The sequence below is a fragment of the Borrelia persica No12 genome, assembly GCF_000500045.1.
GTDB classification, from domain to species: domain Bacteria; phylum Spirochaetota; class Spirochaetia; order Borreliales; family Borreliaceae; genus Borrelia; species Borrelia persica.
Map to the genome: position 1 here is coordinate 391,163 of NZ_AYOT01000146.1, position 22,119 is coordinate 413,281.

Genomic DNA, 22,119 nt, shown 5'->3' on the forward strand with positions numbered 1-22,119 from the left:
TATGTATATTACACACGCTAATTCAATAATTGAAAGTATTAAAAACAATAAAGGACTTGAATTATATATCTCAAAAACAAGTCCAAGATCTACAAGTATTGAAAAATTAGCTAGAGAATATAATATCAAAGTAATTAAAACAAACGATCTTGCCAAGATACTTGGCAAGAATGATCATAGAGGTTTTGCATTAAAATTACAAAATTTAAAAGACCATAATACAACAAATAGGAATAAAAACTTAGAAGAATACTTAAACGAATTTAAACATCAAAATAACGTATTTATTTTAATACTCGACAGCATAGAAGATCCTCAAAATTTTGGAGCAATTCTCAGAACGGCAGAACAATTTAATATCGATCTTGTAATTACCAGCCAAAAACGAAGTGTAAAAGACAACACAACCGTTTTACGTACAAGCTCTGGAGCAAGTCAGTATGTCAACAAATTAACAGTTCCCAATATAAACAATGTAATTAGAAATTTAAAAAAGAATGGATTTTGGATCTATGCCAGTGACATAAACGGAAAAGCAATAAATAACATAAAAATAACTGACAACAAAATTGCATTGATCATGGGTAATGAAGGCAAAGGAATACACAATCTAGTAAAAAACAATTCCGACTTTTTAGTCAAAATACCAACTCAAGGAAAAATAGATTCCCTTAATGTATCGGTTTCAACAGGAATTTTAATATTTGAAATCAAAAGACAACTTAACCTACTTTAATATATCTCTTAAATTAAATTTCACTTATCCCAAAAAATTTCTAACTTCAACAGAAGCCAAAAACCCTTCAGCAGCAGCCGTAATGGCTTGTGCATAAAGTTTATTACTAACATCACCACATGAAAATATACCCTGAACACTGGTTTTTACAGTATCTTGAGTAGCAATATATCCATCCTCATCCAATTCCAAAAATCCCTTTAAAAACTCCGTATTTGGTTTATAACCAATAGCTATAAATATACCATCTACATTCAATTCAAAAGTAGAATTATTTCTATTATCCAGAATTTGAACAATAGAGACAACATTCTCCCCAATAACCTCTCTAGCCTCACAGTTATATAAAATATCCACATTGGACAATGATTCAACACTTTTCTTTAACATATCAACAGCCCTAAGATGATCCTTTCTTACAATAACGTATACCTTTTCCACCAGCTTACTTAAATAAATGGCTTCTGAAATTGCCGTATTGCCTCCACCAATCACTGCAACAATTTTTCCCTTAAATAGATGCCCATCACAAATTGCACAAACAGAAATACCCTTATTCCAAAATAAATCCGAATTTTTTAGAGTATCTAGCTTTTTAGGCACAGACCCTGAGGCAATAATAACAGATTTACTCTTATAGATATAATTATCCGTATATAGATAAAAAATATTATCCCTCTTACTGATAGATCTTACGGTTTCAAAATAAGTGGTAGCACCCAGATTAATAGCTTGCTCCTTCATATTTAACATCAATTCTCTTCCATCTATACCATTTTTAAATCCTGGATAATTATAAACTTCTATAGTCGTTGTAAGCTGTCCTCCAGGTTCAGGACCTTCTAAAATACTTGTCTTATATCCACTCATAACAGTATAAATTCCAGCAGTAAGTCCAGCAGGGCCTGATCCAACAATAATCACATCTTCAACAAAATTTACCTCTGTTCTTACAATCTCTTTATTGGTTTTTTTTATATCTAGTATCTCAAAATTTAGCATAAAACCTCTCAAACTCAATTTAACTTAAAACATACTATAAAAAATAAACATACTAATTCAATAACAATATCAACAAAAAATTATTGATATTATTGATTGATATCAATGTAAAAGGCTATTAAGATTGATCTCTAAAACACAACACGGAACCATAATTCCAAAATTGCTTAATATGTAGGGTGACACTTCTCCAAAACTGCCTAAAATAGTCTCATTTATTAAAATATCAGCCCCTCTGCCATCTATATAAAGATTTTTACTTGATTCTCTTAACTTAAATTCAACATTCAAATAATAAAAAAGAGATGAAACTAAAGAATTAATTTCATTAAATGAAAATTCTTTATCAGCCATTAAAAAAGCCAAATTATCATAAGTAATAGTACCATCAACACCAACCAAATCTTTTAAAGTTACCTTACCAATCTCAAAAATTTTATGAGGATAAGAAAAATTTGCACTAATGCTCTCAGATTTAAGCAAATCAGGTATTATCGAACCTCTAACATATTCATAACTTTCAGTCATTGGATTAGCAACACTTACAAGTTCATCACCCTCAATATTCATCTTTTCAATAAAATCTACCTTAGAACCCAAATAATTATAAATCATCTCTTGAAATCCCATACCAATCATCAAATTTTTAACATACCTCGAATATTCTTCTATTGGACTTAATTTTCCTATGGTAAAATCTTTTGGAAGCTCCGGCTGAAAACTATCCAATCCCTTTCCTATCATGACCTCTTCAATAACATCAACTTCATGTAGAAAATCATTCCTATAAACAGGAGGAATAATATAAAATTTCTCTGAATCTTTAAAATAAGCTGAGATTCCCAATTTTTTTAAGTAAAGACATATATCATTTGCAGTAAAATCACTACCAAGCATTTTATTAACACTATCAATACTAATCTCTAAAGTATTTTGAAAATAATAGGGACAAATTATTTCTTTCCCATATAAAGTTTCTTTGGGAAAAACGGTCTTTACTGGCAAAATCTCAAAACCCATATCATACAAATCACAAGCAACAACCGATAAAGACAACAAAGTAGCTTCAAGATTAGTTCCAGTAACTTCAATAAACAAATTGGTATCACCCACTCTCAAAGTACCAATATCACGTGAATTAATTATCGGAGGATAAGAGAGCACTTTGTTTTTAGAATCTAACAATAAAGAATACTGACCTACACCCTCAAAAATTGACGAATATTCTATACCTTTTGGATGTTTTTCGTTTATCTCATTTATGGACATCTCAATATCCATCCCCAAAGGAACAAATCTATAATCAGAACTACATGTAACATAATTTATAGGAAAATGAATCAAATCTGACGAATACATTCCCATTGCAACCCTTTTTCGTTTTTGCCCATAATTATGAGAAAGCTTTTCTTGCAACTGAATTAAAGTTTCAAGCATATACTCATTACAAATCAAACCTTTTGCCAAAAACCCAAAAATAAAAGGCCTAATTTTAAACACTTCAGGACTAACTAAAATCTCACCATAAAATTTTTTACAATCATCTGTCGCTGAAAAAAAATCAAATGAAGGCAATTTACCAAAAAGATATGTCTTAATATGCCGAGCCAAACCTGCACAAGACCACAAATCAGGTCTATTTGTATCATTAAATTCAATTTTTATCTTATCACTAATCACATCAAATTCACAAATTTCAGCTTTAGCTGTCTCAAGAATAGATTCAAGCTCACAATTTGTCAAATCTTTTCCTATTTGTTCCAATAAAATGCTTTTATAAATTTCAACCTTAGGCATTTACCTTTCCTCGTCTTAACGCAACATTACCAATATCATGAGTAAAAAGCTCCCTTAAATCATTTAAACCTAAATGCATTAAAGCCATTCTATCAATTCCAATACCCCAAGCAATAACAGGAACATCAATTCCAAAGGGTTTTGTGACTTCTGGTCTAAAAATACCACTTCCACCCAACTCAAACCAACCAAGAATAGGATGTTTAACATGAACTTCAATTGAAGGTTCGGTAAATGGAAAATAAGCAGGAACATATTTAACATCAGTAGCCCCAGCCAATTCCTTAGCAAAAATTTCAAGAAGACCCAGCAAAGTTTTAATATTAACATCTCCAATAACAATCCCTTCTGTTTGATAAAAATCAGCTCCATGAGTAGAATCAACCTGATCATATCTAAAACATCTAACAATTCCAAAATATTTACCAGGATTTTTTGCATTCATTAATTGCTTTGCCGAGAGAACCGTACCATGTGTTCTTAAAACCAATCTTTTTGAAATACTCTCGCTAAAACCATATCTCCAACCTCTTGATCCTGTATTATACCCATTCTCATGCACAGCTTTAACATTAGAAAAATAAGGCTCAGGTAAAGATTTTAATAAATGTGGCTCATTGATATAATAAACGTCTCTTACATCACGTGCAGGATGAAATTGCGGCATAAAAAGAGCATCATTATTAAAAAACTCACTTTCAACCAAAGGACCATCAAATTCTTCAAAACCCAAACTTACAAGCTTATCCTTAACTTTAGCTATATACTCCGAATAAGGATTTGCACGTCCAATAAAAGTTTTATTTGATGACACATGAATATTATAAGCTCTAAAATTCTTATTCTCATAAGACTTATTTTTTAATATTTCAGGTGTTAATTTTACAATTTCATCGCCCGTTAAATCATTCTCTTTAAGAAAAGATTTTATTTCAAGTCCAAACTCAGTAAGTTCAAATTTTAAATCCAATTTTTCTACTATTTTAAAGAGCACATCACCAGCACCTTTCTTCTTTGAATAATTAGCAATAACTAACAATTCATCATGCGACAAATCATCTTTTAACAAATCCTTACCTTTAGCCCTCTCAAGCAATGTCCGCACAATCTTATAACTAGCAAACTCTAAGTCTCTAACAATAATTTCTTTATCTAATCCTAAAGATAAAACACCTTCTCTAGATAAATTGCCAAATGCCTTACCAGAATCCCTAACATCAACTTTTAATTCTGATGACAAATTGGAAACCAAAACTGTTTTTTGCAATGCAAGAGCAACTATTTTCTCTTCAATCAAACCATTACTTAAAGCATCAATACCTTTTTCAGTTAAACGATAAAACACATTAAGTTTTCGAAAAGTTTCCCCAAGAATGCCATGGGACAAAAGCCATTCAATTGTTTTATTTGACTGACCTTCATTATAATATAAATCCTTAGAAAGCCTTGACGCAAAAATTTCATCTCCCTCTTTATAATTTAAAATCACTTTTACTTCAAGAGGATGCAATGTTCTAGCTATATCAAATCTATTTTCCACAAAATTATCCTTAATCATCACTTTTGCTAATAATTCCAAGTTCTAAAATAAGCTCAACTTCTCCAACAGATAATTTAGTAGCCCTTGAAATCTCTAAGGCACTCCATCCTTGCCTCATAAGCTTAATAACAGAATCCCTAACCGTTGCATTATTAAGACCAATATTATCTTTATACTTAGATTCCGTTTTTACAAGAATTCCAAGAGTCTTAATTCTCTCCTCAGCAGCAATATTTAAATTCTCTAATCGAGTTTCAGATTTTGCAACTTTTTCTCTTACACTCTGAGTATGTTCCAACTTATCCTCAATCTCTACTAGCATTTCTTGAAGAGTCTGGACATTCCCTAAAACTTCTTTCGATAAATCTTTATTTGCCAATAATTCTGACATAATATCTCTCAGTTCATCAAGACTATGTTTAAATCCAGAACTTTCTTTAAACAACAAATTCATTTTGGTTTCTATTTCATTTATCAAATCAAAATTTCTATCAACAGACTCTAGTGTAGACTTTAATATGCTATCTTTATTATTAATCCTATCATAATTATCAAGGATAGTGTCTTGTTCGTCCTTTATCTCCTTAAGTTTAGTTTTGTAAACCTGAATTTCATCATAAGATTCGGTAAATTTTTTATACCTTTCTTTAAAAGAAGTATAAAATTCAAGGCATTCAACAAAATCTCTCTTAATCCCTTTAATATCAATTTGATGAGTCTTTAAATCATTAAACACCTCAATGATATCTGATGTTCTGATTTTAACATCTTCAATTTCTCTAGCAATACTTTCAAAATCACCCTTATACTTTTGTACAAGTTCTATCTCACCTACCAAAGTTTTACGTAACTCTTCTAATTTATTTTTAAAATGATAAACTTCTTCAATCAGTCCATGATTCTTTTCAAGCTCTGCTCCAAGTCTTTCAAAATTTACAATCTTAGTATTAATAACATTGTAACGATCATCAAGTTCTCCCATCAAACTAGCTTTATACGCAATTAAATTATCTTTAGTATCGTTTATAAAATGACTAAACTCATTATCATAGTTTAAAACCTTAAGCTTAAGTTGTGATATATTCTCATCAACACTTTTAATTATTAGATCATATTTATCCTTAAATTCAGATTCTATATTATTAACCTTAAGATTTAAATTATTCCTTAAAGTTTTTATATCTTCTTCTGAATAATTTAAATTACGCTTAATATCATTTTCAAAAGCAACACACTCTTCTCTTAAAGTAGTGGCAAAAGAATCATAACTTTCCTTAACTGTTCTCTCAATCTCAACTTGATATGTATTCACTTTTTCAGAAAGACTCAAAACATCATCTTGTATTAATTTAACCTGAGATTCAAAATTATCTCTATCGTTAAAAAATTTACTTACAATATCTTGCCTTTCGCTCTCGATCTTAGAAGTCATTAAATTGTATTCATATTCTAATTTTTCATTAATCTCAGAGATTTTATCTTCAAGATCTTTTTGATGACTTAAAAACTTAATCTCCACTTGGGATGCAAGCTCTTCAATATTTAAATTCATCTTTTCATTTATAGAATTAATCTTAGAATGCATTGTATTTTCAATATTTAAAACCTTACCCTGAACATCGTCTGAAATATTTTTCAAATTAAGATAAGCTCTGTCTTCAAAGTCCTTAATATCCGTATGCAAATCCTCAAAAATTTTTTTGGTTCTCTGATTCACACTACTCTTAACAATTTCTAAATCATTTTCAATACCATCAATATCTCTCTTAATTTCATTTAAACTTTCTTTAGTAATACCCGATCGCTCTTCAAATTCTCTATAAGTATTTTTCTGCCAATGTACCATATCATCCTTAACTTTTACAAACCAAGAATCAAAATTACTTTGACGATTATCCACAAGATTAATAAATTCATCTACTCGATTTGTAACATTGGTTTCCATCAAAGCTATTTTATTCTCTACATCCCTTCTCTTAATATCAAACTCATTGTTAAATTCCAAGTAAAAATTTTCCTTATTAAGGATAAGTTCTTGTTCAATTTCTATTCTAAAATCCCTTATAAGATTTTCTTTATCTTCTAGATTTTTAATTATTTCGTTCTCTAAACTTTTAATTCTTTGATCTGAAGACGTTATAAAATTTTCCAAAGAATTACTTAAATTGTCACTTCTTTCCTTTAAATCTTGAAAAAAATCCTCTTCAAGAAGTTTAAGATGAGAAGAAAGATTATGATACGAATCTTCTTTAAGCTTTAATACATCCTCCTCAATATTACTTAAACTCACTTTAAGTTCAGCAAGACCTTTCAACTGTTCCTTAATATCTCTATCCATCTTTTCATTTGAATTTGAAAGCTCCAAATTCAACTTAGATATAAATACATCTAATTTATTTTCCACATCAAAATGCATATTTGAATATTTATTATCAAGCTCAGCATATTTATCTGATATCAACTCAGAAATTAAATTAGTCTTATCATCTATTGCTTTATCCACAAGCAAATACTTCTCATCATATTTATCTTTAAGCTCAGCATACTTATTTGATACCAATTCCTCAACTAAATTAACCTTATCATCTATTGCTTTATCTATAAGCAAGTATTTCTCATTATATTTATCCTTAAGCTCAGCATACTTACTTGATACCAATTCCTCAACTAAATTAACCCTATCATCTATTGTCTTCTCTACAAGTAAATGTTTCTCATTATACTTATCTTCAAACTCAGAACACTTATTTGATATAAACTCTTCAACCAAATTAACCCTATCATCTATTGCTTTATCTATAAGCAAGTATTTCTCATTATATTTATCCTTAAGCTCAGCATACTTACTTGATATCAATTCCTCAACTAAATTAGCCTTATCATCTATTGTCTTCTCTACAAGCAAATGTTTTTCATTATACTTATTTTCAAACTCAGAACACTTATTTGATATAAACTCTTCAACCAAATTAACCTTATCATCTATTGTCTTATCCACAAGCAAATACTTCTCATCATATCTATCTTTAAGCTCAGAATACTTACTTGATATCAATTCCTCAACTAAATTAACCCTATCATCCATCGCCTTCTCTACAAGTAAATGTCTCTCATTATACCTATCTTCAAGCTCAGAACACTTATTTGATATAAACTCTTCAACCAAATTAACTTTATCATCTATTGCCTTCTCTACAAGTAAATGTTTCTCATTATACTTATCTTCAAGTTCAAAATACTTATTTGATATCAGCTCCTCAACCAAATTAGTAGTATCATCTATTGCCTTCTTTACAAGTAGATGTCTCTCATTATACTTATTTTCAAGTTCAGAATACTTATTTGATATCAATTTTTCAACCAAATTAGTTTTATCATCTATCGCTTTTTCCATAAGTAAATGTTTCTCATTATACTTATTTTCAAGTTCAGTATATTTAAAATCAATAACATTCTCTAAATCACTATTATATTTACCTATTTTTTCTTTTAAATCTTTTTCTATCATTTCAAAATTATTTTCAATTGCTTTAAGAATAGATATTTTATCATTAATCCCATTTTCATACTTTTCAATCTCATCATTAACTGCAGACTTAGCCTGCATCATATATGCATCAAATTGAAGTTTCATTTCTTTTTCAACATCAGATTTAACAATATTAAATTGATCATAAATATTATTACTGTTTTCTTGTATTTTCTTTCTTAAATCTTCTTCAAACTCTAAAATTTCTTTTGACCTCTCCTCTATGATTTCAAAATTAGAATCCATTTCAGCAATTTTTGCTCTTAAACGCTCATCATTATCTGTAAGTATCTTATATATCTCATCCCTAATTTTTGAAATAGCCCCTTCACTCTCAACAAAAAATGTTGAATATCTCTCATCAAAATTATTCTCAATAATTTTAAACCTTTCTTTATAAAGCTCATTTAAAAATTCAGACTTATCCTCAATATTATTCTTAAGCTCACTAATCATACCCATAAACCGTTCTTTTAATTGAATAACATCATTATCTATGGCTTTTCTATAGTCAATTGCCTCTTCACGTCTAATCTTATATTGCTGCTCAACTTCTCTAAGAAATTCACTAATCCTAAGCTCTTCTTTCCCCACTATATCCTTAATCTTAATTTCAAAGTCTTCAACTTGATATTTCGACACATCAAAAGACGATTTAAATTTTTCTATACTATCATCCATATTTTTGCTAAGGATATCTATTTTATCTGTTAGTCTCCTACTTATATCTTCTATCTCATATCCTATTTCATTTTCTAATTTACTAGCAAGAGTTTCTGAATATCCCCTAGAATCAGATATTACTTTGCTATATTTTTCATTAATTTCTCTATTTATATCATTAAATCTTGAATTAAGAGAATCAATAGTAATATCAATATTTGCTTGGAAGGAAGCAATGTCTGTTCTCTTGTCTTTAAGCAAACTATCAACTTCTTTAACAAACTCTTCTGAATTATTTAAAATAGTAGCAAATTTTTTAGATAAATTTTCCTCAAGTTCTTTAGTATCTGTATCGAAATGACTCATAATATTTTGTAAAAGCTCATCCGCATATACATTTCCTTGATTTCTAAACTCATCTATTTTTTCAAGATAATAATTTTCAAGTCCTTCAAAGGTAGTTTTTAAATCATTAATTTTTAAAGTCATTTCTGAATCAATGGAATTTATATCCATCTTACCTGAAGAGAGGACATTTTCAATATTAACTGATATTTCACTCAACTTATCTTGCCAAACACTAAGCTTGCCATCTATTTCATTATTAAGCATATCTTTTTTATTTAAGATATCTTGTGATATTTGAATTAAAAAATCATCTACTTGTTTTTGATTATCCATCTTAATTTCAGAAATCTCGCGAACTCTTGTTTCAATAAATCCATCAAGATCTGTTTTTATATTATTTAAAACATCTTCACATTCGATTTTAAAATCTTTAAAACAATAATTAAGTTCCTCTATTTTATTTTTAATTATGTCCTCTTTATTAGAAAAGTCTTCATTAAATCCATTAAGCATCATAATAATTTTGTCATGAATTATTTCAGCTTGGTTATCGATAAATTCTTTAATCCCCGATAAAGTCTCTTCACTATTTTTACTTGCAATATCTTTTAATTCTTTGTATTTATCTAATACCGAACCTTCACAAGTTTCTGCCTTAGATATAACATATTCAAGTCTTTCATTAATATCCTTTTCAAAAGACTCAATTTTGGAAGAAGTTGATGACAACAATTCTTCACTTGAAATCTTAATATCAAGTAAAGATTTATTTAACACAATAAGCTCATCTTTCCAATTAGTATGCATGTCAATTGCTTTTTTCTGAATATGTTCTGAGAGTTCATTAAAAATATGCTCACTAAGCTCTGTTCCCTTAACCCTTTGAGTTTCAATCAAATTTACAAATTCTTCATTTGTTTTATTTAAATTGGATTTCATTTCTCCTAAATTCAGTTGCATTTCCTTTTGCCAGTTTTCATGTTGCAATTTACTAGCTTCCATTTCCCTTACAAATTTACCTATATCTTCTCCATAATGACTCTTTAAATTAACAACTTCATTATTAATATCAGAATTTAGACTATTTAACTTAGATTCAAAATCTCTTCTTAAAGAATCAAAATTTTGCTCCAAGAAAACATTTAACGAATGTATACCTTCATTTATCTTTTTACTAGTAATTTCAAAACTTTGATAATCATAATCCGATTTTTCAGACATCTTACTAAACCTGTCATCGTATTTAACATTCAAATCATCAATATCATGCGCAAACTTATCTGCAATATTTCTATACTTGCTCTCAAACTGAGTCTCTAATTCATTACTTTTTAAATTGAAAGACTCTAAAAGCATCTTATACTTTGAATTAACATTTTCTTCCAGAAATGAATATTCATTAACAAATTTTTCATTTATCTCTTTAAGTTTTAGATGTAAAACATTATCTAACTTAGAAACTTCACCTTGAATATCTGTATTAATATTTACAAGTTTTAATTCCAAATCATTTCCAATACTATTCATTTTTGAAAATACATCTTCATTAAAACTATCAATATCATCTCTAACTTTTTCTTTAAATTCAACATATATCTTATTAGAATCATCCTCAAGATCATCAAGCAATCTCTTAACCCCACCCTGAACATCTGCTATTTTAGAATTAGCATCCCTTAAGCTATCACCTATTCTATCTCTTATATCTTTGTCAAATTGATTTATTTTATTATCATATTCTCTATAAATATCACCCACATTAGACTCAATTTGAACCCTAAACTGTTCCAAAATATCTGAAAATTGATCTTCATATTGTCTCATTTCTTGTCTTATAGTTTCTTCAAGGGAATTTAACCTAGAATAAGTATTGTCCTTAAAGACAGAACTTAAAGACAACACCTCATTATCTACCAATGATAATTTACCTTCAAGTTCCTCTCTTATTTGATTAGAGCGATCATCAACATATATAAAAACCTCACCAAATTTATTTTGCAATTCTTCATTTAACTTAGTGAAAATAAAATCCTCTTTATCATTAATTTTAGTTTTGGCCTGCTCTAAAATAAGATCAATAGAATTTTCAATTGATTTATATTTAGTTTCATAAGTATTAAAAGACTCTTCCATTGATTTATTATAACTATCTATATTAGATTCAATTTTAAGCAAAAAATCCTTAAACTCATTATCAAGCTTTAGATTACCTCTATCTAAAATCTCTCTCTTTTTCTCTTCAACCATTAATAAAGACTCTTGATAAGAGCTAAGATTTTTATCAAGATTGTCCATTCTAACACCAAAATCTCTAATAGTATTATCAAATTTTTCCCAACTTGCAACCTTGATAGACTCAAGATTTTCCTTATTTTTTTGATCAAATTTTTCAAAAACAGTATTTAATCTAGAATCAATAGAATCAATCTGAGTATTAAAATTTTTCAAAGTTTTTGAAAGCTTATCTACTATTTTGCCATCTACTTGAAGTCGCTGTATATTATCTTGCACTTTAAGAGCCATATCATCTAAGTCTTTAAGCATAGAATCATGGTAAGCAATTTTTTTTTCAACTTCTGCAAAATCATTACTTTTATTTTGAATTTTTTGTTGAACTTCATCTATCTTTTTTATAATCTCTATACTAGAACGTTGATATGCTTCCATATCAACAGCAAGATTATTGATCTCTTTTGTCTTCTCGTCAATAAAGTCTTCAAGATTATCCTTAGCAATATCAACAAATTTTTTAATCTTATCTAAAGCCCTTGAGCGTCTATCATACTGCCTATAAACAAATAAAATTAAAGAAACCACTAAAAGATTAACCAAAATGGTTACAAAATCTATCATAAAATATTTTACCCATACTTATATATTTAAAAGTATATATCTTTGTAAGTCTTTATAATTACTAAAAACAAAATCACACTTCATATATTTAAGCAATTTTTTCTTAGAAAGATAAGCTGTTCTTATACACAAGCTACTAGCACCTAAAATATCATATTCATAAGAATTTCCAACATATAAGACGTGATTACTATCTACACCCAATTCATCCAAAATTCTTAAAAAAGCTATTTTATTGGGTTTCAAATAACCAGTATCTTCTGATGAATATAAAATATCCCAAAAACTATCATCAATACCAAGTAAATTACTTACTCGAGTAGCAATTGGAAAATCTGACATTACTCCCAATTTTATTCCATTAGATTTAAGAGAATAAATCAAATCATGAACACCAGAATATGGTTTAATATTTCTAAACTTATTACTAAAAGAGTCACCATAATATATTTTCTTTAATAAAAATTCACATCTATTCTTATCAAAACCCAAATAACTAGCAAGCATATTAACTTGCATGGATACCAATTCATCTCTATTTGAAGGAAGGCTTTTTTCTCTCTGTAAAACTCTTACTTCTTTCCTTACCTTTTTAAAAGCCAAAAAAAACCTAATATTCTTCAAAAATTCAGGGAACATGATCAAATTCATACTACTCTCAGGATAAAGCGTCCCATCAAGATCAAATACTACAGCTTTTATCATAATATCTAATTCTTTATCCTTCTTGGTATTGAAACTACAGATATATTCTTTGGAACTTTAACTTTAACTAAATGAATATACGAATTTGGATATCTATTTAGCAATGACTTAATCGAAGTTTCATCATTAATTTCCATTACAGATACTCTAAAAATCGAATTTTTATCAATAAATGGAAACAAAACAACAATATGTTTATGAAAAATTTTTCCTGGAAATCCATCAATCGTTGTATTAATAGAGCCCAAATACATATAACCAGGCTCTTTTAAAGACAAATAGTACAAAATAAATTCTAAATTATCAATTTCATATCCACGATTTTCAATATACTTTAAAAAAGCAATATTATTTACGTCCAACTCATTAATCTTAGACAAATCCAAAGCAGCATCAATATTTTGAAGCTTATATGCAATATTACGACTCCAATCGAGTCCAAAAAAAGGATCTTGTTTAAATTCATGGTATTTAGTAAAGCTGTCACCTCTAACTCCAATATGCCTGATTTTAAGATCTTTTATTTTTAAAAGTTTTCCCGTTTTTGCCTTATAAATCGAATCTGCTACCCATTTACCAAACCCAGAACAATTAAATCCTATAGGCTCTCTTTGTGGTTCTCCTGTCCTAATATATACCATCTCACCAAGCGCATTCATCGCACCATCATGTACTTCAAACATCAAAGGAAAAACTTTAAAAAATGATTTAAGACTATCGACCATATTGGAAACATTATCATAAACCTCAAGATATTTAGGATTAAAGAGTTCAAAATCAATGAAATTATCAATATATTTGACCACTTCTAAAAAAGAACCAGTAGCAATATCATTCATTTTAAAAGGCAATTTAATATCTTTATGAATCAAAGTATTAATTAAATAAAAATCAGCACTAGAATACACATCTCCTGCTTTTATTCTAATAAAAGTATCTGCTCTATTGAGGAAAAATATTTTTACTTGTTCAATACCATATTTCCCAACCTTAATTACATAAGAACCTGGAAAAATATAAGATACATCATTTTTTCGATTAAAAAAAGAATAGTAAACATAATCTCCAACTATTGAATTTGACACTTCAACATAATAATCACCCGAAATATAATATCTTTGAGGTTTTATATTAACAGCATTATTACTTGAATTAAAATATTTTGAATAATTTGATCTAACACTAAAATCATAGAAAAAATTTTCAAATGCAAAAAGACTCAGATTATTAATTATTAAAAATAAAAATATATATTTCACTTCAACTCTCGTATTCTTTCCCTAAGTTCTATTAAAATTGGAACATTATAATAACCAATTTTACGAATATTATTTACTAAATAATTATAATAAGAATTTGGAAAATTGGTTATTTTATTAGCAAATAAAATAAATTTAATAGGATTAACACCAATCTGAGTTATGTATTTAACTTTATGTGAAACATTCAAATGATAATCCTTAATCCACAAATTTAACATTTTATTCAAATCAGCAGTATTTGTTTTAAGATCAAGTTGTGCTTTTAATTTAATTGTCTCTTTAAAAAGATTATCCAATCCCATTTTATTATGTACAGATATTCTTAATACAGGAGAGAAACTTAAAATTGGAAAAAAAAACTTAACACGATCTTTTAAAGCCTCAAAATAACCGCTTTTTGATTTTACAAGATCCCATTTGGTAAATACAATAATAATTCCCTTACCTCGTTTAGCTGCATAATGAGCAATCTTTTTATCTTGAGATGTTAAATCTTCCTTAACATCAATTAACAAGAAAACAACATCTACCATATCAATTACTCTTAAAGCCCTACTTACAGAATAATGTTCAACAATCTCATTTACTCTTGCACGTCTTCTTATTCCAGCCGTATCAATAAGTTCAAATGTTTGAGAATTTCTTTTAAACTTTGCTCTAATAAAATCTCTTGTAGTACCAGCCATCGAAGATACAATAGAAACTTCATCTCCTGCTAAAAAATTAACAAGTGTAGACTTGCCCGAATTTGGCTTACCTATAATACCAATCTTAACATCAATATGCTCATCATCTGTCAATTTACCCACTGAATCTTTCAAAAAAATTCTTAAATCATTAATTCCCCTTCCATGAGTCGCACTAACTAAAAAATTTTTTTGAAAACCCAATTTTTGAAATTCATAAGCCAAAACTTCCTTATGATTACTATCTATTTTATTTAATACTAAAACCACTTTATTACTATATTTTCTCAATACATCAATCAGTTCATAATCTTCTAGCAATATTTCATTTACATCTAAAACAAGCAAAATCAAATCTATACTATCAAGCAAGTTGATAACCTTATTAACCACAACCTGACTAAATTCATCCTTTAAAATAGTAAATCCACCAGCATCAATTAAATAAAACTTATAAGAATTTACTTTGCAGACTTCTCTTACCAAATCTCTAGTAACTCCATAAACTTCACTCGTAATACTTCTATTTGAACTTAACAGTTTATTAAACAAAGTAGACTTCCCAACATTCGGTCTGCCAACAATAAGCACACTTTTATAATCTTGAATTTTAGCATCAATCAAAGTTAATCTACCTCTTTCTTTACGCAGACATTTCTATTATAATATCAAATATTATAGTTTTATGCCAATTACAAACGGATATTCAATTGATAAGGAAAAAAAAGAACAGCAGACGCAAGACAATTAACTTCAACCAAATAGATATATTTTTAATATCATTTGCCATATTTCTGACAGTCATATGTTTATTGCTCATAATAAAAAGCTCACTAATTAATAATATATTTAATGAACAAATTGACAACAATAACGATTTTGAATTTATAAAATCAACACCCAAGAAAATAGAAGCAAAACTAAACAATACAAAAAATGAAACTATAAAAATGGTCAATGATGACAAATTTTTAATAAAACCACCCGAAATAAAAAAAATCACAGAAGAACTTCAACATCAAGAACACAAAAATTTACAAAACAAAAAAAAAGTTAAACTGTATTTTATTAAAATCACTCCTGAGGGACATTTTTTAAAACAAAGTGTTAAGAGAAATATATATTACAATAAAAATATTCTTAAGAAAACATTACAAGCACTAATTAATGGACCAAATGAATATGAACTTAAAAATAATTTTTTAAGCCTAATTCCTATCAATACTCAAATATTAAATTTAAGTATAAATGAAGGTATTGCTCATATCAATTTATCTAAGGAATTTTATGAAAATAGCTTTGGAATAGAAGGGACAATTAATCAAGTAAAACAAATCATTTCAACATGTCTTGAAATTAAAGGTATTAAAGGAATAACTTTAAAAATTGAAAACAATCCAATAATACTTGAAGATCTAAATTTAAACTTTTCAGGAATACTAGACAACACAAAGCTTGCTAAATATTAAAATCAATATCATCAAGAAATGCAAGTGATTTTACGAGATCTGCCCTACTATCTCTAGAAACCAAAAACATAAATTCTTGATTTCCTTTCCGACCTTTGGTTGTAAGTTTTAATATACCCTTAATCTGTAGATTATTATCATAAAACTTTTCAATAACCTTATTTAATATTTCATTCAAATATTTACTCTCAACTACACCATCAAAATCTTTGATATTTAAATCTAAAAACTTAAGCTCAAATTGAGGTTTAACAAGAGCAATAATCAATTTATCAGAAAGCTTATCAATCAAATCTGCACATATACCAATTACAGATCTAAAAGACACATCAATAACAGCCAAATTGGGTTGTATGTCGAATTGCTTAACATCAAAAATATTAGTTTTTTCAAAAACTCTAACTCTTGGATCAATTCTTAATTTATAAGAAAGTTGATTAAGTCCAACATCAACTGCATAAACTAATTTTGCACCTTGTTGCAAAAGACAATCCGTAAATCCACCTGTTGAAGCACCAACATCAACACAAATTTTATCTTTAACTATAATTTTAAATGCCCCAAGAGACTCAAACAGTTTATGTCCTCCTCTTGAGACAAACTGTTCAGATTTACTCTCAATCAAATCTATTTTACTATTTTTTAATATTACAACTTTAGGATTTTTTTCTTTGTGAGAATTAACATATACTCTACCTGTTAAAATTAAAATTCTCAATTCATCTCTTGTTAAATGCAAATAATTCTTGCAAAGAACATTTAATAAACTATTTTTGTATCCTCTCAATTTTTAAAGCACGTCCTGTATTTAACTGAGAAGTAATAATAACTCCCTGTATAATCACATCCTCTTCAACAGTCTCTGTCCTTAAAGACATATACTCAAGTAATCCCTTAAGAGAAATTTCAGGATTAAACCCTATTACAGAATTTAAACTACCAGTCATACCAAGATCACTAATATAAGCAGTACCCTTACTTAAGATTCTCTCATCGTGAGTCATTATATGTGTATGAGTTCCCACAACTCCAGTTACCAATCCATTTACAAAATATCCAAAACTTTCTTTCTCATAATTACTCTCAGCATGAAAATCAACAAAAATAGTTTTAACTTTATTCTTAATCAGATTTATAACTTTTTTCACATTTTCAAAAGGATTCTTAACAATAAAAGTCATGCCTAAAAATCCCTGAATATTGATAACAGCAACTTTTTCACCCTTGACATTCAAAATACAATATCCATGTCCTTCAAGCAAATCTGAAAAATTATTTGGCCTTAATATATATTCCTGCTTATTTAAATATTCTCTTATACTATAATCAGCATAAATGTGATTACCCGTAGTAATCACATTCACACCTGTTCTAAATAAATTTTCAGCTATCTCTGGAGTAATTCCAAACCCACCCGAAGAATTCTCTCCATTAACAATTGTCAAATCTATATTATATTTATCCTTAAGACCCTTAAGATTAAAGAAAACCTTTTTCAGTCCTCCACTACCTACAATATCTCCAAGTATTAAAGTTCTAATAACACCACTATCTTGCATATTCAATAACCCGAGTCTCACGAATAATAGTAACTTTTATCTTACCAGGATATCGCATCTCAGCTTCTATCTTCTTTGCAATATCTCTTGCAAGCATAGTAGCCTTCTCATCATTGACCAATAAATTGTCAACAATGATTCTAACTTCACGACCCGCCTGAATTGCATAACACTTTTGAACACCTGAAAATCCGTATGCAATCTCTTCAAGTCTCTTAAGTCTAGTTATATAATTATTTAAACTCTCACGCCTTGCTCCAGGACGAGATGCAGAAATAGCATCAGCTATTTGAAGAACTATGGCCTCAAAGCTTTCAGGCTTTATCTCATTGTGATGCGAAGCAATAGCATTAACAACAATATCACTCTCTCCACAACTTTGAGCAAGTTCAGCACCTGTAATAGCATGTCCCTCACTATTCTCAGAAATACTTTCCATTCCTTTACCAATATCGTGTAAAAGACATGCTCTCTTGACAACAACAGGATCTAATTTCATCTCTTTAGCTAAAATTTCTCCAATGATTGCTGTTTCTTTTGAATGACTTAAAACATTTTGACCATAACTGCTTCTAAAATAAAGTCTTCCAAGACCTCTAATAAGTCTCTTATCAAACCCATGTATATTTAAATCAAATACTGCCTTTTCACCTTCCTCAAGAATGATATTGTTAATCTCATTAGTAACACTATGAACAATCTCCTCAATTCTTGCAGGATGAATTCTCCCATCTGAAACAAGCCTTTCAAGAGTCCTTTTTGCTATCTCTTTTCTTACTGGATCAAAACAAGATATCACAACAGCCTCAGGAGTATCATCAATAATAATATCCGCACCTATTAATGTTTCAAGAACCCTAATATTACGTCCTTCTTTCCCAATAATTCTACCTTTCATCTCATCATTAGGAAGTTCAACAGAAGTTACCGTAAATTCAGAACTCACCTCTGTAACTATGCGTTGCATAGTAGAAACCAATATATCTTTAGCAACCTTATCTGCTAAAAGCTGAGCCTCTTGTTCAGACTTATTAATAATAATTTGAGCATCTCTTTTAGATTCATTTTCAACTCTTTCAATTACAATCTTTCTTGCTTCCTCTTTTGTAAGACCAGCAATACTTTCTGTTTTCTTAACAAGAGATAATTCCTTCTCACGTATTATTTTTTCTTTTTGCTCAAATTCCTTAAGTTTAAAATCAATTCTACTCTGCTGTTTATCAAGGGCCGCTATTCTTTTATCTAGAGTTTCTTCTCTTTGTAATAACCTTCTCTCTAAATTAAAGACTTCATTTTTTCTATCTCTTATCTCCCTATCTTGCTGGTTTTTATCTTTAAGCATTTGAGCTTTTGCATTTGAAATAACTCGCTTTCTTTCATTTTCTATTTCTAAGACTGCCTCTTCTTGTACCTTCTTTAGTTTTTTATCTAAATTTAATAAAGAAAATCTACCTAAAATGACTCTTATTATAAAACCTAATATAATACCTAGGACACCAGCAAGAATAGAAGAAAAAGTAATATATGACATACAATTACCCCCACTATTCCACCAAACCAATTAAGCATAAACCCTTTAAAAGGACTAACTTAATATGTAAAGAATATTACTTTTCTTCTAAGGTTTTATCAACTAGTTCAAGAATTGCCATCTCAGCCGCATCTCCATACCTTTGTCCTAGCTTAATAACCCTAGTATAACCACCCTTTCTTTCTTTAAAGATAGGGGAAATTTTAGTAAATAATTTATTAAGAATATATTTATCATGTATAAATTTTGATATCTCTCTTCTATTATGCACGCTATCAACTTTAGCTCTTGTAATTAACTTCTCAGCAAATCTTCTAACCTCACTTAATTTTGCCTTAGTAGAAGTTATTTTTTCATGCCTAAAGAGAGAAATCACCATATTTTTTAAAAGTGCTTTTCTATGACTTGATTTTCTATCTAACCTATTAAATCCTACCTTGGTCTTCATATAAAAATGGTCTCCCTTCTAATGAGATATTTTATCGTTTTTACTTAATACTTTAAGAGCTTCTGTCTTAGACATTCCCAAAAATAAGCCATAAGCATTAAGCTTTTCAACAATTTCTTCTAAACTCTTTTTTCCAAAATTTCTTGCTTTTGAAAGTTCCACAGCACTCTTACTAATAAGCTCTCCCAAAGTCTTAACATTTTCCTTAGTTAAACAATTAAGAGATCTAACAGACAAATTCAATTTCTCAACACTCATACCAAGTATATCAGAATCTCTAAATTCAGAATACTCAACAGAATGAACAACTTTATCTTCAAAATTAACCAATGGAAGTAAAAACTCTCTTACTACAGAAGCTGCCTTTTTGATTGCATCCTTAGCACTAATTACACCCGTTGTCCAAATCTCCATAACAAGTTTATCATAATCAGATCTCTGTCCAACTCTAGTATCTTCAACAGAATATGTTACTTTTTCTATTGGAGAGAATATAGAGTCAAGAGCAATAGTATTGACCTCTTCTAAGTATTTTGCATTTTGTTCAGAAGAAACGTATCCTCTTCCATAATCGATTTGAAATTCAAAATCCAAATTTGCATCACTTGAAAGTGTAGCAATAACCAAATCTTTATTAAAAACTGCAACACCTTCTCTCTCAAGATAAGCTGCTTTTAAAACATTAGTATCTTTTCCATTAACAGAAAAACTTATTGTTGTACTAGTAACTCCCTCATCCAATTTTAAATTAATATTTTTAATATTAGCAATTACCTCAAGAGTATCTTCTATAATTCCAGGTATTAAATCAAATTCGCTTGAAACAATCTTTAAAGATCCACCTTGATTAGATTGAATTCTCATAGCAGAAATAGCATATCCTTCAATAGAAGATAACAAAACACGTCTTAAAGCATTTCCAATAGTAACACCAAAACCCTTTTCAAAAGGATATATTATAAATTTTCCATAAGAGCCATTATCTTCTCCCCTTACAAACTCAATCCTATCAGGTATAGTAAAATCTTTTAAAAGCTTTCCTAAAGACATTAATAGCTCCTCTAACTAAACTCGTCTAGTTTTTTTGGGTCTACACCCATTATGTGGTATTGGAGTAACATCTGAGATTGACTTAACAATGATACCTGACGATCCAACAGCTCGTATGGCAGATTCTCTACCAATTCCTGGACCTTTAACAAAAACATTAACATAATTAATACCAAAATCTTTAACTTTAACTAAAGCTGCCTCTGCGGTCATTTGAGCAGCATAAGGAGTTGATTTCTTGGCACCCTTAAAGCCCATTCCACCTGCACTTGCCCAAGCTAAAGTATTTCCCCTGATGTCTGACACAGTCACAATTGTATTATTAAAAGTGGCCTGTATATAAACATTACCCTCACCAATACTTCTTTTTACCTTTCTTTTATTAGTTGACACTTTCGCACTCAAACTTCTCCATCCTCCATCAACAAAACAACATTACTTAGCAGCTATCTTTTTATTAGCCACAGTTTTTCTCTTTCCTTTCCTAGTTCTTGCATTAGTCTTAGTTCTTTGACCTCTTAAGGGCAAACCTTTTCTATGTCTAAGCCCCCTATAACATGCTATATCCATAAGTCTTTTAATAGACATAGCCAACTCACTCCTAAGTTTTCCTTCAACAACATAGTCATTTTCAATTACTTTTCTAAGCCTATTAACTTCGTCATTATCTAAATCTTTAGCTCTCTTTTCTGGCAACACACCTGTTTTTTCACAAATCTCCAAAGCCCTAGCTCTCCCTATTCCATAGATAGAAGTAAGAGCAATTTGAAGTTGCTTATTATTTGGCAAATCTATTCCTGCAATTCTAGCCATTTTTTCCCCTTATTTTTGTCTTTGTTTATGTTTAAGATTATCACAAATAATTCTTAAAACACCTTTTCTCTTTATCACTTTACATTTTTCACAAATCGGCTTTACACTAACTCTAACTTTCATAAATT

The 22,119-nt window shown here is 28.9% G+C and carries 17 protein-coding genes; 2 read left to right on the forward strand and 15 right to left on the reverse strand.

What is annotated here, in order from left to right; all coding sequences use genetic code 11:
* The first annotated feature begins 1 nt into the window (after nt 1).
* Nucleotides 2-736, forward strand: a complete 735-nt coding sequence (gene rlmB, locus U881_RS0105055; RefSeq protein ID WP_024653517.1) for a 23S rRNA (guanosine(2251)-2'-O)-methyltransferase RlmB — start codon at nt 2-4, stop codon at nt 734-736.
* Between the two features lie 24 nt (nt 737-760).
* Here the strand turns inward: rlmB and trxB are convergent, their stop codons facing one another.
* From trxB to der, 7 genes are all read right to left on the reverse strand, one after another.
* Nucleotides 761-1,738 (reverse strand): thioredoxin-disulfide reductase, encoded by a 978-nt coding sequence (gene trxB, locus U881_RS0105060; RefSeq protein ID WP_024653518.1) that lies wholly within the window; start codon nt 1,736-1,738, stop codon nt 761-763.
* Nucleotides 1,739-1,840: 102 nt separating this feature from the next.
* Nucleotides 1,841-3,535: a phenylalanine--tRNA ligase subunit beta gene (pheT, locus tag U881_RS0105065; protein ID WP_024653519.1), complete on the reverse strand. Its 1,695-nt coding sequence runs from the start codon at nt 3,533-3,535 to the stop codon at nt 1,841-1,843.
* Complete coding sequence (gene pheS, locus U881_RS0105070) at nt 3,528-5,075, reverse strand: phenylalanine--tRNA ligase subunit alpha (RefSeq protein ID WP_024653520.1); 1,548 nt, start codon at nt 5,073-5,075, stop codon at nt 3,528-3,530. Before pheS ends, pheT begins: the two co-directional genes overlap by 8 nt.
* Nucleotides 5,076-5,085: 10 nt before the next feature.
* Nucleotides 5,086-12,468 (reverse strand): SpiroCoCo family coiled-coil protein, encoded by a 7,383-nt coding sequence (locus U881_RS0105075; RefSeq protein ID WP_024653521.1) that lies wholly within the window; start codon nt 12,466-12,468, stop codon nt 5,086-5,088.
* Between the two features lie 18 nt (nt 12,469-12,486).
* The gene (locus U881_RS0105080; RefSeq protein WP_024653522.1) at nt 12,487-13,173 is read right to left on the reverse strand and encodes an HAD family hydrolase; all 687 of its coding nucleotides are present in this window, start codon (nt 13,171-13,173) and stop codon (nt 12,487-12,489) included.
* Between the two features lie 5 nt (nt 13,174-13,178).
* Complete coding sequence (locus U881_RS0105085; RefSeq protein WP_024653523.1) at nt 13,179-14,432, reverse strand: hypothetical protein; 1,254 nt, start codon at nt 14,430-14,432, stop codon at nt 13,179-13,181.
* The gene (der, locus tag U881_RS0105090) at nt 14,429-15,730 is read right to left on the reverse strand and encodes a ribosome biogenesis GTPase Der (protein WP_051374048.1); all 1,302 of its coding nucleotides are present in this window, start codon (nt 15,728-15,730) and stop codon (nt 14,429-14,431) included. Before der ends, U881_RS0105085 begins: the two co-directional genes overlap by 4 nt.
* A gap of 101 nt (nt 15,731-15,831) precedes the next feature.
* Here der and U881_RS0105095 point away from each other — a divergent pair, with 101 nt between their 5' ends.
* Nucleotides 15,832-16,590 carry a GerMN domain-containing protein gene (locus U881_RS0105095; protein ID WP_024653525.1) on the forward strand — a complete coding sequence of 253 codons (759 nt, stop codon included), beginning with the start codon at nt 15,832-15,834 and terminating at the stop codon, nt 16,588-16,590.
* Here U881_RS0105095 and U881_RS0105100 read toward each other — a convergent pair.
* The 8 genes from U881_RS0105100 to rpmJ form a co-directional block, all read right to left on the reverse strand.
* Nucleotides 16,580-17,377 carry a TlyA family RNA methyltransferase gene (locus U881_RS0105100; RefSeq protein WP_024653526.1) on the reverse strand — a complete coding sequence of 266 codons (798 nt, stop codon included), beginning with the start codon at nt 17,375-17,377 and terminating at the stop codon, nt 16,580-16,582. The two genes, U881_RS0105095 and U881_RS0105100, sit on opposite strands and share 11 nt — an antisense overlap.
* Nucleotides 17,358-18,149 (reverse strand): TIGR00282 family metallophosphoesterase, encoded by a 792-nt coding sequence (locus U881_RS0105105; protein ID WP_024653527.1) that lies wholly within the window; start codon nt 18,147-18,149, stop codon nt 17,358-17,360. Before U881_RS0105105 ends, U881_RS0105100 begins: the two co-directional genes overlap by 20 nt.
* The gene (rny, locus tag U881_RS0105110; RefSeq protein ID WP_024653528.1) at nt 18,139-19,680 is read right to left on the reverse strand and encodes a ribonuclease Y; all 1,542 of its coding nucleotides are present in this window, start codon (nt 19,678-19,680) and stop codon (nt 18,139-18,141) included. The genes U881_RS0105105 and rny overlap by 11 nt, the downstream gene beginning before the upstream one ends.
* 76 nt (nt 19,681-19,756) lie before the next feature.
* Nucleotides 19,757-20,128, reverse strand: a complete 372-nt coding sequence (rplQ, locus tag U881_RS0105115; RefSeq protein WP_024653529.1) for a 50S ribosomal protein L17 — start codon at nt 20,126-20,128, stop codon at nt 19,757-19,759.
* Nucleotides 20,129-20,146: 18 nt separating this feature from the next.
* The gene (locus U881_RS0105120; protein ID WP_024653530.1) at nt 20,147-21,178 is read right to left on the reverse strand and encodes a DNA-directed RNA polymerase subunit alpha; all 1,032 of its coding nucleotides are present in this window, start codon (nt 21,176-21,178) and stop codon (nt 20,147-20,149) included.
* A 15-nt stretch (nt 21,179-21,193) separates the two neighbouring features.
* Nucleotides 21,194-21,583 (reverse strand): 30S ribosomal protein S11, encoded by a 390-nt coding sequence (gene rpsK, locus U881_RS0105125; RefSeq protein ID WP_024653531.1) that lies wholly within the window; start codon nt 21,581-21,583, stop codon nt 21,194-21,196.
* 30 nt (nt 21,584-21,613) lie between these two features.
* On the reverse strand, nt 21,614-21,991 hold the full coding sequence (rpsM, locus tag U881_RS0105130) for a 30S ribosomal protein S13 (protein ID WP_024653532.1): 378 nt from the start codon (nt 21,989-21,991) through the stop codon (nt 21,614-21,616).
* A 9-nt stretch (nt 21,992-22,000) separates the two neighbouring features.
* On the reverse strand, nt 22,001-22,114 hold the full coding sequence (rpmJ, locus tag U881_RS0105135; protein ID WP_002557090.1) for a 50S ribosomal protein L36: 114 nt from the start codon (nt 22,112-22,114) through the stop codon (nt 22,001-22,003).
* Nucleotides 22,115-22,119 lie beyond the last annotated feature (5 nt).